The sequence below is a fragment of the Azospirillum sp. TSO22-1 genome, from assembly GCF_003116015.1.
Classification (GTDB): Bacteria; Pseudomonadota; Alphaproteobacteria; order Azospirillales; family Azospirillaceae; genus Azospirillum.
Window position 1 is genome coordinate 60137 of sequence record NZ_LGQZ01000107.1, and the last position, 11947, is coordinate 72083.

Genomic DNA, 11947 nt, shown 5'->3' on the forward strand with positions numbered 1-11947 from the left:
TTTTGTTTTTTCTATGCCAGCAACGCCCGACATCCACATCGCGAAGCAGAGGGGACGGTCAAAAAGTCTATTTTGGCAATATGGAATTTGTGCCAACATGTGATTTGTTTCGCTTGCACATAAAATTTTCGTGTTTCAGAAGGGGGTGGGGCCATGCGGCCATCGTTCAAGGGATTGGTCATCGCCGGCGTTCTGGGCGCGTTGTCGCTGCTGACGGCCGTGCCGGCCGCAACACCCGCGCGGGCGGAGGAGGTGCCGGAGGTGGTGCGCCTCGGCTATGCCGGCGGGCCGCGGGTCTGGATGCTCGGCAAGGCCGACGGCTCGTTCGAGAAGGCGTTCGGCACGCCGGTGAAGTGGATTCCCTTCGCGTCCGGCGCCGACGTGCTGACCTTGCTGGCCGCCAAGGAACTGGACATCGTCCGCTTCGGCTCCAGCCCGGCGACCGCCGGCATCATCCGCAAGCTGCCGGTCGAGGTGGTCGCCGTCTCCGGCGTGATCGCCACCAGCGAGCGGCTGATCGCCCGTCCGGGCATCGGGTCGGTCAAGCAGTTGGAAGGCAAGACGGTCGCCTACCCGGCCAACTCCACCGCGCACTACGCGCTGCAGGCCGCGTTCAAGGTCCACAAGGTGGATGTCGCCAAGGTGAAGCAGGTGACGCTGAAGCCGGCCGAGCTGGTGGCGGCGTGGTCGCGCGGCGACATCGACGCAGCCTACGTCTGGGGGCCCTTCACCCAGCAGCTGGAGGCGCAGGGCGGCAAGGAGATCCTGGCGTCGCGCGACCTGCAGAAGGACGGCTACTACGTCTGGAACAACTACGTCGTCCGCACCGAGTTCGCGAAGAAGTACCCGCAGGTCGTTGTCAAGCTGCTGCAGGTCCACCAGCAGAAGGTGGACCAGTACAAGGCCGACCCGGAAGGCTCCGCCAAGATCATCGCCGCGCACCTGAACGTCGACCTCGACGCCACGCGCAGCACGCTGGCCGGGCTGGAATACCCGTCGCTGGCCGAGCAGCTGACCCCGCGCTGGGTGGGCGACGGCGCCACCACGCCGGACTCGACCATCGCCCGCGGCATGGCCGACACCGCCGCCTTCCTGGCGGAGATCGGCGAGGTGCGCAAGGCGGACATCCCGCCCTCCTTCGCGCCCTTCATCAACACCAGCTACCTGCGTCAGGCGGTGGGCCAGAAATGACCCGCACCGACGGCACGCGCGGTTCCGCGCTGCGCCGCCCGCTGCTCAGCCTCGCCGCCACGGCGGCGGTGCTGGCGGTGTGGCAGGCGTCCGGCGCGCTGGGCTGGATCGGCCCGAACCTGCTGCCCACCCCCACCGAGGTGCTGACCACCGCGGCGGAGCTGGCGGAGACCGGCTACCGCCAGGTGCCGTTGTGGGAGCACGTGGCCGTCAGCCTGGCCCGCGCGATGGCGGCGTTCCTCGCCGCCATCGCCACCGGCGTGCCGCTGGGGCTGGTGATGGGAGTGTCGCCGACCGCGTCGGCGCTGCTCGATCCCTTCGTGCAGTTCCTGCGGCCGCTGCCGAAGCTGGCGCTGATCCCGCTGGTCATCGTCTGGTTCGGCATCGGCGAGTTCTCGAAGTTCTTCCTGATCTACCTCGCCACCTTCCTCAGCGTGGTGGCGGGAGCCGCCGCCGCAGTGGCCTCGGTTGGCCGCGACCGGCTGCGCGCGGCGGAAGTGCTGGGCGTCAACCGCTGGCAGATGTTCCGCCACGTGCTGCTGCCCAGCACGCTGCCGGACCTCTTCACCAGCGTGCGCCTCGCCATCGGCATCGGCTGGACGACGCTGATCGCCGCCGAGATGGTCGCCGCCACCTCCGGCCTCGGCTGGATGGTGGTCAACGCCGGCGCCTACCTGCGCACCGACGTGGTGCTGCTGGGGATCGTGCTGCTGGGGCTGTTCGGATACCTGCTCGACCTCGCCGTGGTCGGGCTCCGCAAACGGGTGGTGCCATGGATGGGTCGGGAGTGATCGCGCCGCCGCGCGCAAAGATCCGCGTCGAGAGCGTCGTGAAGACCTACGCCGCCGACCGCGCCGCGGCGCGGACCACGGCGCTGCAGGACGTGTCGCTGCACTTGGGCGAGGGGGAGCTGGTCTGCCTGCTCGGCCCCAGCGGCTGCGGCAAGTCCACCGTGCTGAACCTGATCGCCGGCTTCGAGCGGCCGGAGTTCGGCGCGGTGACGGTGGACGGCCGGCCGGTGGAGCGCCCCGGCCCCGACCGCGCCGTGGTGTTCCAGCAGCCGCAGCTGTTCCCCTGGCTGAGCGTGCTCGACAACGTCACCTTCGGCCCGCGCATGGCCGGCGTGCCGCCCGCCCGGTACCGGGAGGACGCCGAACGCTACCTGCGCCTGGTCGGCCTCACCGGGTTCGAGCGGCACGCCCCCTACGAGCTGTCCGGCGGCATGCGCCAGCGCGTGGCGCTGGCCCGCGCCTGGATCGCCAACCCCGCCGTGCTGCTGATGGACGAGCCGTTCGCCGCGCTCGACGCGCAGACGCGGCTGACCATGCAGGAGCTGCTGCTCGACCTGCGGCGCGCCACCGGCACCACCATCCTGTTCGTCACCCACGACATCGACGAAGCGCTGTTCCTCGCCGACCGCGTGCTGGTGATGACCGCCCGCCCCGGCCGCATCAAGGCCGAGGTGGCGGTCCCGCGCGCCGCCGTGCGCGACTTCGACAACCTGTTCGACGCCCCCGCGATGGCGCAGCGCCGCCACGACCTCATCGCCCTGGTGCGCGAGGAAGCGCGCAAGGCCGCCCCCTGACCCTTCCGGAGCCCCGATGACCCAGCCGCGCTTCCGCCTGGACCTGTACCGTTACCTCGCCGCCCACGCCGCCGACATCGTCGAGGACGCCGCCGCGCTCGGCCGTGACCTTGCGATCCCGGAGGAGTGGCGCGGCCGCTTCGGCATCTCGGCCAGCAACTCCTCGGCCCCCGGCACGCTGCGCCACGAGGTGCTGGAGGCCATCGCCGGCGGCGCCCGCGAGTACGGCCCGCTGGCCGCCGTCGGCGACGAGATCCGCCGCACCGTCAAGTCGGTGTACGGCGACGGGTACGACGCCGTGCTGGTCAACAGCGCCGAGGCCGGGCTGTGGGTCGCCTACGAGACGCTGATCGCCCCGTCGCAGGTCGGCCGCGGCGACGCGGCGCGCGCCAAGGCGGTGGTCCCCTACGAGCGGCACGTCGAGCACCACGGCAGCTACGGCCGGCCCATACCCGCCCTCTACAAGGATCTGTTCGCCGACCGCGGCGCCACCGCCGGCGAACTCGGCCTGCTCGGCCGGCGGCTGGAGAACCTGGACATCGTCTTCGTCCGGCTGCCCGGCGCCCGCTACGACCTGCACGGCATCAAGTCCTACCCCGCGCCGCTGCTGACCGGGGTGGACGCCGAGGCGGCCGGCGCCGCGCTGGCCCGCGCCGCCGAGATCCACGCGGCGGAGTTCGGCGGCGTGGTGACGCTGGCCTACGACACGCCGGGCTACGGCTACGGGACCAAGGACGCCGACGGCACGTCCGTGCTGCACCGCCGGGCCGGCGAGCTGGCGGCGCGCTTCGGCGTGCCCTACGTCGCCGACAACGCCTGGGGCACGCCGTTCCTCGGCACCGACATCCGGCGCATCGGCGCCGACGTGATGATGTTCAGCATGGACAAGGTGGCCGGCGGCCCGACCGCCGGGCTGGTGATCGGCCGCGAGGGGCCGATGGTCAACATCCGCCGCGCGCTCGGCGTGCATGGCGAGCGCTTCGGCACCGTCTCGGCGCACGGCAAGGGCTCGCACGTCGCCGTCGATCCGGGCAAGGAGGCCCTCTATGGCTCGCTGGCGGCGCTGCGCCTGCTGCGCGACGCGCCGGAGCGCATCCTCGCCCCCATCGACGCCATCCACGCCATCGTGCTCGACGAGTTCGAGCGGCACCGCGGCGCGCTGTGGGAAGGCATCCGCATCACCCGCTCGGTCAACGCCGGCGGCGTCGAGATCAACTACGAGGGCACCTGGGAGCACCGCCCCTGGGGCATCCCAATCTTCACGCACGAGGACCGCATCGCCGGCAGCAACCTGTTCAACAGGGCGCTGGCGCGGATCGGCGTCGTGCCGAACCTGTCGGACGACGCCAACATCCTGATCACCCCCGGCGCCGGCACACTGACCGAGGACGGCCGGCTGCACGAGGCGCGCATGCGCCTCGCCGTGCGCGCGGTGTTCCGCACCCTCAAGCTCCTGCAGGGTTGGACGGAGCGGGCAGCCGGGCGGGATTGACGGCGGGAGCCGGCCGCGCCAGAGACTTTTTGGGAGGGATTCCATGATCACCGCCATCGTGCGGCAGCGCTGCGGCACCGATCCGGAGATCGGGCACTTCGAGACCTTCGCAGTGACCGACAACCCTGGCGGCGCCGTGACCGTTCCCGCCGCGGGGCCGGCGTGATGCGGCCGCTCGCCGAGGCGCCGGTGGAGCGGCTGCGCCGCGTGAGCCTCGTGCTGACCGACATGGACGACACGCTGACGCACCGCGGCCGGCTGTCGGCGGCCACCTACGCCGCGCTGGAGCGGCTGGAGGCGGCCGGGATCCCGGTGATCCCGGTCACGGCGGCGCCGGCGGGCTGGTGCGACCAGATGGCCCGCATGTGGCCGGTGGCCGGGGTGATCGGCGAGAACGGCGGGCTGCATGTGCAAAGGCAGGGCGTCGGCGGCGCGGCGCACCGCTTCTGGCATGGCAACGGGCGGGCGGCCGTCCTGGCGCGCCTACGGGCGCTCGCCGATGAGGTGATCGCCGGGATCCCGGGCATCGCGCTGGCACCCGACCAGCCGTTCCGACTCACCGGCGTGGCCTTCGAGCGGCCCGCGGACCCGGTGCGGCGGGGATGGCTGCTGGACAGCCTGCGCGCCGCGGGGGCCGACGTGACGGTGAATTCGTTGTGGGTGCTCGCGTGGTCCGGCGGCTACGACAAGCTGTCGGCGTCCCGGCGCTTCTTGGCCGCGGCGCATGGCGTGGACATCGACGCCCGCCGCGAGGAGATCCTCTACGTCGGCGACTCCGCCAACGACGCGCCGATGTTCGCCTTCTTCCCGAACAGCGTCGGCGTCAGCACGGTGACCGAACACCTGGCCGACCTTCCGATGGCGCCGGCCTGGATCACCCGCGGGCCGGGCGGCCAGGGCTTCGTCGAGGCGGCCGACGCGGTGCTGGCCGCGCGCCTGCACACGGCGGAGCGCGTCTAGGAACCCAGCCGGCGGATCCGGACGCGGGTGTCGTGCACCGCGGCGCCGCCGTTCGGTGGTACCGGGTCGGCGCCGGTCAGGCTGTTGATCCCGCGCCCGCCCTCGTGGGCGCCGTTCGGCCAGATGGATTCGGCGATCACCACGCCGCGCCGCACGCCGTCGAACAGGCGGGCGTGCAGGATCACCGCGCCGCGCGGGTTGGCGGCCTCCACCCGGTCGCCCTCCGCCACGCCGAGCCCAGCCGCGTCGTCGGGGTGCAGCAGCAGTGATGGGCGCCCCTCCCGGCTTTGCGAGCCCGGCGTCTCGGTGAAGCTGCTGTTCAGGAAATTGCGTGCCGGCGCCGTGACCAGGCGGAAGGGATGCTCCGCGTCCGCCTCCTCGGTCACCGTCCAATGGTCGGGAAAGGCCGGCATCGCCGCCGACGGCCAGTCCGGCTTCAGGCGGAACCGCCCGTCCGGCCAGGCGAAGCCATCCAGGAAATGCGCCCTGGGGAACTCCGGCTGCACGTCGTGGAAGCGCGCCGCCTCCAACTCCGCCAGCGAGCCCCAGCCGGAGCGGTGCAGTGTCTCGTCGATGATCTCGCGCTCGGTCAGGTGGAAGCCCGGGTGATCGTCGGCGCCCAGCCGGGCGGCCAGCGCGCGCACCACCGCGTGGTTGGGGCGGCAGTCGCCGGGCGGCTCGACGGTCTTCGGGCCGAACAGGATGTGCTGGTTGCCGCCGGCCTGGTAGAGGTCGTCGTGCTCCAGGAACATGGTGGCCGGCAGCACGATGTCGGCCATGCGCGCCGTCTCGGTCAGGAACTGCTCGTGCACGCAGACGAACAGGTCGTCGCGGGCAAAGCCGCGGCGCACGCAGGTCTGGTCGGGGGCGATGGTCACCGGGTTGGTGTTCTGGATCAGCAGCGCCGTGACCGGCGGCCCGCCGCCCAGCGCGTCGGCATCGCCCTCCAGCACCGCGCCGATGCGCGACTGGTCGAGCGTGCGCACCGCCGGGTCGCGGCGGTCCAGCCCCTCGATCAGCGTCTTGTCCCAGTGGTAGATGGCGCCGTTGGTGTGGAAGGCACCGCCGCCCTCGTGCCGCCACGCCCCGCTGACCGCCGGAATGCACAGCGCCGCGTGCATGTTCACCGCCCCGTTGCGCGAGCGGGTGAAGCCGTAGCCGAGGCGGAAGAAGCTGCGTGGGGTGGTCCCGACCAGCCGGGCGAACGCCTCGATCTCCGCGGCGGCCAAGCCGGTGATCGCCTCCGCCCACTCCGGCGTGCGGTCGGCCAAGTGCGCCTCCAGCCCCGCCGGATCGTCGGCGTGCGCGGCGAGGTAGGCGCGGTCGGCCAAGCCGTCCCGGAACAGCACGTGCATCACCGCGCAGGCCAGCGCGCCGTCGGTGCCCGGCCGGATCAGCAGCGGGATATCGGCCTGCTCCATGGTCGGGGTGCGGTAGACGTCAACGACCGCGATCTTCGCCCCGCGCTCCTTGCGGGCGCGCACCGCGTGGGTCATCACGTTGACCTGGGTGGACACCGGGTTGGTGCCCCAGATCACCACGAGGTCGGAGACCGCCATCTCGCGCGGGTCGGCGCCGGACAGCCGCCCCGCCCCGGCCAGCCAGCCGGTCCAGGCAGGCGTGGTGCAGATGGTCCCGTGGAACCCGGAATAGCGCTTCACGTGGCGCAGCCGGTTGATGCCGTCGCGCTGCACGAGGCCCATGGTGCCGGCGTAATAGTACGGCCACACCGTCTCCGCCCCGATGCGCCGCTCCGCCTCCAGGAAGCGCTCGGCGACGAGGTCCAGCGCGTCGTCCCACGCGATCGGTGCGAATTGGCCGGAGCCCTTCGGCCCGGTGCGCCGCAGCGGCGTGGTCAGCCGGTCGGGGTGGTGGATGCGCTCGGCGTAGCGCGCCACCTTGGCGCAGATCACGCCGGCCGTGTAGCTGTTGCCGGCCGCCCCGCGCACCCGCCCGATGCGGGCGCCGTCCAGCACCTCGACCTCCAGCGCGCAGGTGGAGGGGCAGTCGTGCGGGCAGGCGGAGGCGTGCAGGCGGGACGCGGCGGGCATGGGGTCGGGCGTCTCCGGATGGTGCGTCGCGCGGGCGGACGGTCCTCCCGTGCGACGCACGTTATCGCACAGACCCCACCCCGCGTGCCGCGCAATTAGTTGCTCGACCCTGTGCCGCCGCCGCCGCCATCGTTCCCCGCGTTCAAGGGCTCGCAGCACAGGAAAGCACAGGCATGGAAACCCGCACGCTCGACGTCGACGTCTTGGTGGTGGGCGGCGGCACCGCCGGCCCGCTGGCCGCCATCCGGGCCAAGGAGAAGGACCGGAACCTCCGCGTCCTGCTGCTGGACAAGGCGAACGTCAAGCGCGCCGGCGCCATCGCCGAGGGCATGGACAGCGTCAACAACGCCGTCATCCCCGGCCACGCCACGCCCGAGCAGTACGTGCGCGAGATCACCATCGCCAACGACGGCATCGTCAACCAGGCGACGATCCACGCCTACGCCAGCCGCAGCCACGACATGATCCGCAAGCTCGACGGCTGGGGCGTCAAGTTCGAGAAGGACGGGAACGGCGACTACGCCGTCAAGAAGGTCCACCACATGGGCGCCTACGTGCTGCCCATGCCCGAGGGCTACAACGTCAAGAAGGTCATCTACCGGCAGATCCGCAAGGTCGGCGTCGAGGTCAGCAACCGCCTGACCGCCACCCGCCTGCTGACCGGCGGCGGCGGGCGCATCGCCGGCGCGCTGGCGCTCGATTCCCGCAGCGGCGACTTCGTGGTGGTGCGCGCCCGCGCGGTCATCCTGTGCACCGGCGCCGCCGGGCGGCTGGGGCTGCCGGCGTCGGGCTACCTGTTCGGCACCTACGAGAACCCGACCAACGCCGGCGACGGCTACAGCATGGCCTACCACGCCGGCGCCGAGCTGTCGGGGCTGGAGTGCTTCCAGATCAACCCGCTGATCAAGGACTACAATGGCCCGGCCTGCGCCTACGTGACCGGCCCGTTCGGCGGCTACACGGTCAACGCCAAGGGTGAGCGCTTCATCAAGAGCGACTACTGGAGCGGCCAGATGATGCTGGAGTTCTGGCGCGAGCTGGAAAGCGGCAACGGCCCGGTGTTCCTCAAGCTCGACCACCTGGCGCCGGAGACGGTGACCCGCATCGAGAACATCCTGCACATCACCGAGCGCCCGACCCGCGGCCGCTTCCACGAGGGGCGCCACACCGACTACCGCAGCGACCTCGTCGAGATGCACATCTCGGAGATCGGCCTGTGCGGCGGCCACAGCGCGTCCGGCGTCTGGGTGGACGAGCACGCGCGCACCACGGTGCCCGGCCTCTACGCCGCCGGCGACCTGTGCAACGTCGCGCACAACTACATGCTGGGCGCCATGGTCTTCGGCGAGATCGCCGGGGGGGACGCGGTCGACTTCCTCGACGGGCAGGCCCACGCCGCCATCGACCAGGACCAAGTGGAGGCCGAGCGCAAGCGCCTGTTCGCGCCCCTGGGCCGCGAGGAGGGATTCACCCCGGCGCAGGTGGAATACAAGCTGCGCCGCATGGTCAACGACTACCTCCAGCCGCCCAAGGTGACGGCGAAGATGGAGATCGGCCTGCGCCGCTTCGCCGAGATCCGCGAGGATCTGGAGCGCATCAAGGCGACCTCTCCGCACGAGTTGATGCGCGCCATCGAGGTGCACGCCATCCTCGACTGCGCCGAGCTGGCGGCGCACGCCTCGCTGTACCGCACCGAGAGCCGCTGGGGCCTCTACCACCACTACCCGGAGCACCCCGAGCGGAACGACGCGGAGTGGTTCACCTTCGTCGAGGTGCGCAAGGGCGCGGACGGACGGCCGGTCTGCTTCAAGCGCCCGGTTCCCCCCTACCTGTTCCCGATCGACGAGCAGGACCGCGACGCCTACAACCGCCTGCGCATCGACGCGCCGGCCGCCGCCTGACCGGAGACGCGCCCCATGCCCGCCACCATCCGCGAAGTCCCCAACCCCTCCGTCCGCATCGACCACGGCAAGTGCATCGCCGACAAGGGCTGCCGCTCCTGCATCGATTCCTGCCCGCTCGACATCCTCGCCTTCGACGAGGGCGACGGGAAGGTCAAGATGGCCTACGACGAGTGCTGGTACTGCCTGCCGTGCGAGCACGACTGCCCGACCAAGGCGGTGACGGTCTCCATCCCCTACCTGCTGCGCTGAGCCGGCGATGAGCGCCGTAGCCGATCCCGAACTGGACGCCCTGACCCGCGCGCTGGCCGACCCCGATCCGGCGGTCCGCCGCCTCGGCGTCCTGCGGGCCGCCGACCTCGCCGACGACGCCCCCGCGCCGTTCGTCGCCGCCACCCGCGACGCCGACGCCGGCGTCCGGCTGGAGGCCGCGCGCGCCCTGGAGGGTGTCGCCGACGGTGCGGCCGTGGACGCGCTGGCCGACCGCCTGGACGACGCCGACGGCGAGGTCCGCCGGGCCGCCGCGGAGTCGCTGGCGGAGATCCTCGACGAGGCCGCCGGGCCGCCGCTGCTGCGCCGGGTGACCGCGGCGCCGACGCCCTTCGCGCGCGCCGCCCTGCTCGCTGCGCTGCGCAAGCTCCGCGTGCCCGGCGCGCTGGCCCCGGCGCTGGCGGCGCTGGACGACGCCGACCCCGCGGTGCGGCGCGAGGCGGTGGGCGTGCTCGCCTACCTGCGCGCACCCGAGGCGGTGGAGCCGCTGGCCGGCCGGCTGGCCGCCGACCCCGACGCGGAGGTGCGCCGCACCGCCGCCGGCGGTCTCGGCTACGCCGACAACGGTCGCGCCACGGCGGCGCTGGTCGCGGCGCTGCACGACGCCGACTGGCAGGTCCGCGAGGCGGCGGCGGTGACCCTGGGCAAGCTGGCGCCGCCCGCGGCGATGGCCGGCCTCGTCGCCGCGGTCGCGGATTCCAACTGGCAGGTCGCGGTAAAGGCCGCCACGGCGTTGGGCCGCCTCGCCGAGGCCGCCGCGGTGCCGGCCCTGGTCGGCGCGCTGACGCACCCGGTGCCGAACCTGCGCAAGGAGGCGGCGGCGGCGCTCGGCACCATCGGCGCGCCCGACGCCGCGCCGGCCCTGGGCAAGGCCGCGGCGGACGACCTGGACGTCGAGGTCCGCAAGGCCGCCGGCCGCGCGCTGGAGCGCCTGCGGCGATGACCGCGCTGCAGCGGTTCGGCGACGCGCTGCACCGCCGGCAGGACGTGGTGCGGCGCGTGCAGTGGGCGATGGTGGCGCTCTACCTCGTCCTGCTGCTCCTGCCGCCGCTGCTGCCGGCGGCGCCGGACGCCCGCGCCCTGGTCACGCTGGCGCGCCTCGCCGAGGCGCTGTTCTGGGGCGTCTGGTGGCCGGGCGTCATCCTCTCCACGCTGCTGTTCGGGCAGTTCTGGTGCGGCCTGTTCTGCCCCGATGGCGCGGTGACCGAGGCGGCCAGCCGGCACGGCCGCGCCCTCAAAGTGCCGGCCGGGTTGCGTTGGCCGGGCTGGCCGCTGCTCGGCTTCGCCGCGCTGACGCTGGCCGGCGACCTCGGCGGCGTCCAGTACGACGCGCTGGGCACCCTGCTGGTGGTCGGCGGATCGAGCGCCGCGGCGCTGGCGGTCGGCGCGCTGTATGGGCGGGGCAAGCGGGTGTGGTGCCGTTACCTGTGCCCGATGGCCGGGCTGTTCTCGATCCTGGCGCGCGCCTCGGCGTTGCACTTCAGGGTCGACCGGACCGCCTGGGACGCCGCGGCGCGGCCGGTGCCCAAGCCGGTGGACTGCCCGCTGCTGCTCGACGTGCGGCGCCTGACCAGCAACGAGAAGTGCAACATGTGCGGCCGCTGCAGCGGCCACCGCAACGCCGTCGCCCTGGCGGCCCGCCCCTTGGGCGCGGAGATCGCCACGTTGGAGGAGGAGGAGGCGCGCGGCTGGGAGGCGCTGGGCATCGCCTTCGTGCTGGTCGGCCTGACCTGGGCCGGCATCCACTGGCGCGGCAGCCCGTGGCACGGCTGGCTGCTCACGGCCATCGGCCCGCTGGGTGGCTGGGGCGACGCCGCGGCGGCTCTGGCGGCCGTGCTGCTGCCGGCCCTGACACTCGGCGCCGCCACCGCGGCCCTGCTGCTGCTGGCCGCCGGCGGGCGCCGGATCGCGGCGTACCGGCTCGCCTACGGGCTGATCCCGCTGGCCGGGCTGGGGTTGTTCCTCGGCGCGCTCGAACATTCGCTGGCAATCCTGCAACGCGAGGGGGTGGAGGCGCTCGCCGTCCTGCCCTGGCTGCGCGCCGCCGTCCTCGCCGCGGGCGTGGCGTGGAGCGCCCGCCTCGGTCGGCCGCTCGCGCCGTCGCGGGCGTCCTACGCCGTCTATCTGGCGACCCTCGTGCTCCTGGCGCTCTGCCACCAGGGCGCTCCCGTCGCCGCCCACCCCTGAGAGCATCCCCATGGCCCTGCTGATCACCGACCAATGCATCAACTGCGACGTCTGCGAGGCGGAATGCCCCAACGAGGCGATCTCACAGGGACCGGAGGTCTTCCAGATCGACCCCGGCCGCTGCACCGAGTGCGTCGGCCATTATGAGCGCTCGCAGTGCATCGAGGTCTGCCCGATCGACTGCATCCTGGTCGATCCCGACCACCAGGAGACCCGCGAGGAACTGCAGGCGAAGTACGAGCGGCTGATCGGCTGAAACCCCTCTCCCGCCCCGGGAGAGGGAGGGGCCCGCGAAGCGGGAGGGTGAGGG

General features: G+C 72.7%; 12 protein-coding genes. 11 read left to right on the forward strand and 1 reads right to left on the reverse strand.

The window, feature by feature from the left end; genetic code table 11:
* Positions 1-153: 153 nt before the first annotated feature.
* Genes TSO221_RS25475 through TSO221_RS36580 form a run of 6 tightly spaced genes read left to right on the forward strand, consistent with a single transcriptional unit; the run spans position 154 to position 5228 of the window.
* A complete protein-coding gene (locus TSO221_RS25475; RefSeq protein ID WP_109121316.1) occupies positions 154-1191 on the forward strand; it encodes an ABC transporter substrate-binding protein in 1038 nt (345 codons plus the stop codon).
* Positions 1188-1982, forward strand: coding sequence for an ABC transporter permease subunit (locus TSO221_RS25480; protein WP_109121317.1), 795 nt, complete (start codon positions 1188-1190; stop codon positions 1980-1982). Before TSO221_RS25475 ends, TSO221_RS25480 begins: the two co-directional genes overlap by 4 nt.
* On the forward strand, positions 1964-2776 hold the full coding sequence (locus TSO221_RS25485; protein ID WP_109121318.1) for an ABC transporter ATP-binding protein: 813 nt from the start codon (positions 1964-1966) through the stop codon (positions 2774-2776). The genes TSO221_RS25480 and TSO221_RS25485 overlap by 19 nt, the downstream gene beginning before the upstream one ends.
* Before the next feature lie 16 nt (positions 2777-2792).
* The gene (locus TSO221_RS25490) at positions 2793-4268 is read left to right on the forward strand and encodes a hypothetical protein (RefSeq protein WP_109121319.1); all 1476 of its coding nucleotides are present in this window, start codon (positions 2793-2795) and stop codon (positions 4266-4268) included.
* 43 nt (positions 4269-4311) lie between these two features.
* The gene (locus TSO221_RS36885; protein ID WP_282187824.1) at positions 4312-4434 is read left to right on the forward strand and encodes a hypothetical protein; all 123 of its coding nucleotides are present in this window, start codon (positions 4312-4314) and stop codon (positions 4432-4434) included.
* A complete protein-coding gene (locus TSO221_RS36580; RefSeq protein ID WP_109121320.1) occupies positions 4434-5228 on the forward strand; it encodes an HAD family hydrolase in 795 nt (264 codons plus the stop codon). The genes TSO221_RS36885 and TSO221_RS36580 overlap by 1 nt, the downstream gene beginning before the upstream one ends.
* On the opposite strand, the gene TSO221_RS25500 is transcribed toward TSO221_RS36580, so the two are convergent.
* Positions 5225-7279, reverse strand: a complete 2055-nt coding sequence (locus tag TSO221_RS25500; RefSeq protein ID WP_109121321.1) for a molybdopterin oxidoreductase family protein — start codon at positions 7277-7279, stop codon at positions 5225-5227. The two genes, TSO221_RS36580 and TSO221_RS25500, sit on opposite strands and share 4 nt — an antisense overlap.
* Before the next feature lie 173 nt (positions 7280-7452).
* Between TSO221_RS25500 and TSO221_RS25505 the strand changes: the two genes are divergently transcribed.
* The 5 genes from TSO221_RS25505 to TSO221_RS25525 are packed head-to-tail and all read left to right on the forward strand — an operon-like array spanning position 7453 to position 11893.
* On the forward strand, positions 7453-9180 hold the full coding sequence (locus TSO221_RS25505) for a fumarate reductase/succinate dehydrogenase flavoprotein subunit (RefSeq protein WP_109121322.1): 1728 nt from the start codon (positions 7453-7455) through the stop codon (positions 9178-9180).
* 15 nt (positions 9181-9195) lie between these two features.
* A complete protein-coding gene (locus TSO221_RS25510) occupies positions 9196-9432 on the forward strand; it encodes a 4Fe-4S dicluster domain-containing protein (RefSeq protein ID WP_109121323.1) in 237 nt (78 codons plus the stop codon).
* 7 nt (positions 9433-9439) lie between these two features.
* Positions 9440-10393, forward strand: a complete 954-nt coding sequence (locus TSO221_RS25515) for a HEAT repeat domain-containing protein (RefSeq protein WP_109121324.1) — start codon at positions 9440-9442, stop codon at positions 10391-10393.
* The gene (locus TSO221_RS25520; protein WP_247878275.1) at positions 10390-11637 is read left to right on the forward strand and encodes a 4Fe-4S binding protein; all 1248 of its coding nucleotides are present in this window, start codon (positions 10390-10392) and stop codon (positions 11635-11637) included. The genes TSO221_RS25515 and TSO221_RS25520 overlap by 4 nt, the downstream gene beginning before the upstream one ends.
* Positions 11638-11647: 10 nt before the next feature.
* Positions 11648-11893 (forward strand): YfhL family 4Fe-4S dicluster ferredoxin, encoded by a 246-nt coding sequence (locus tag TSO221_RS25525; RefSeq protein ID WP_109121325.1) that lies wholly within the window; start codon positions 11648-11650, stop codon positions 11891-11893.
* The last annotated feature ends 54 nt before the right edge of the window (positions 11894-11947 follow it).

What these genes read in the sequence shown, in the direction of transcription:
- TSO221_RS25525 (WP_109121325.1), top strand. Translation starts at nt 11,648, where the DNA reads ATGGCCCTGCTGATCACCGACCAATGCATCAACTGCGACGTCTGCGAG.
- TSO221_RS25485 (WP_109121318.1), top strand. Translation starts at nt 1,964, where the DNA reads ATGGATGGGTCGGGAGTGATCGCGCCGCCGCGCGCAAAGATCCGCGTC.
- TSO221_RS25480 (WP_109121317.1), top strand. Translation starts at nt 1,188, where the DNA reads ATGACCCGCACCGACGGCACGCGCGGTTCCGCGCTGCGCCGCCCGCTG.
- TSO221_RS25490 (WP_109121319.1), top strand. Translation starts at nt 2,793, where the DNA reads ATGACCCAGCCGCGCTTCCGCCTGGACCTGTACCGTTACCTCGCCGCC.
- TSO221_RS25520 (WP_247878275.1), top strand. Translation starts at nt 10,390, where the DNA reads ATGACCGCGCTGCAGCGGTTCGGCGACGCGCTGCACCGCCGGCAGGAC.
- TSO221_RS25500 (WP_109121321.1), bottom strand. Translation starts at nt 7,279, where the DNA reads ATGCCCGCCGCGTCCCGCCTGCACGCCTCCGCCTGCCCGCACGACTGC.
- TSO221_RS36885 (WP_282187824.1), top strand. Translation starts at nt 4,312, where the DNA reads ATGATCACCGCCATCGTGCGGCAGCGCTGCGGCACCGATCCGGAGATC.
- TSO221_RS25505 (WP_109121322.1), top strand. Translation starts at nt 7,453, where the DNA reads ATGGAAACCCGCACGCTCGACGTCGACGTCTTGGTGGTGGGCGGCGGC.
- TSO221_RS25510 (WP_109121323.1), top strand. Translation starts at nt 9,196, where the DNA reads ATGCCCGCCACCATCCGCGAAGTCCCCAACCCCTCCGTCCGCATCGAC.
- TSO221_RS36580 (WP_109121320.1), top strand. Translation starts at nt 4,434, where the DNA reads ATGCGGCCGCTCGCCGAGGCGCCGGTGGAGCGGCTGCGCCGCGTGAGC.
- TSO221_RS25515 (WP_109121324.1), top strand. Translation starts at nt 9,440, where the DNA reads ATGAGCGCCGTAGCCGATCCCGAACTGGACGCCCTGACCCGCGCGCTG.
- TSO221_RS25475 (WP_109121316.1), top strand. Translation starts at nt 154, where the DNA reads ATGCGGCCATCGTTCAAGGGATTGGTCATCGCCGGCGTTCTGGGCGCG.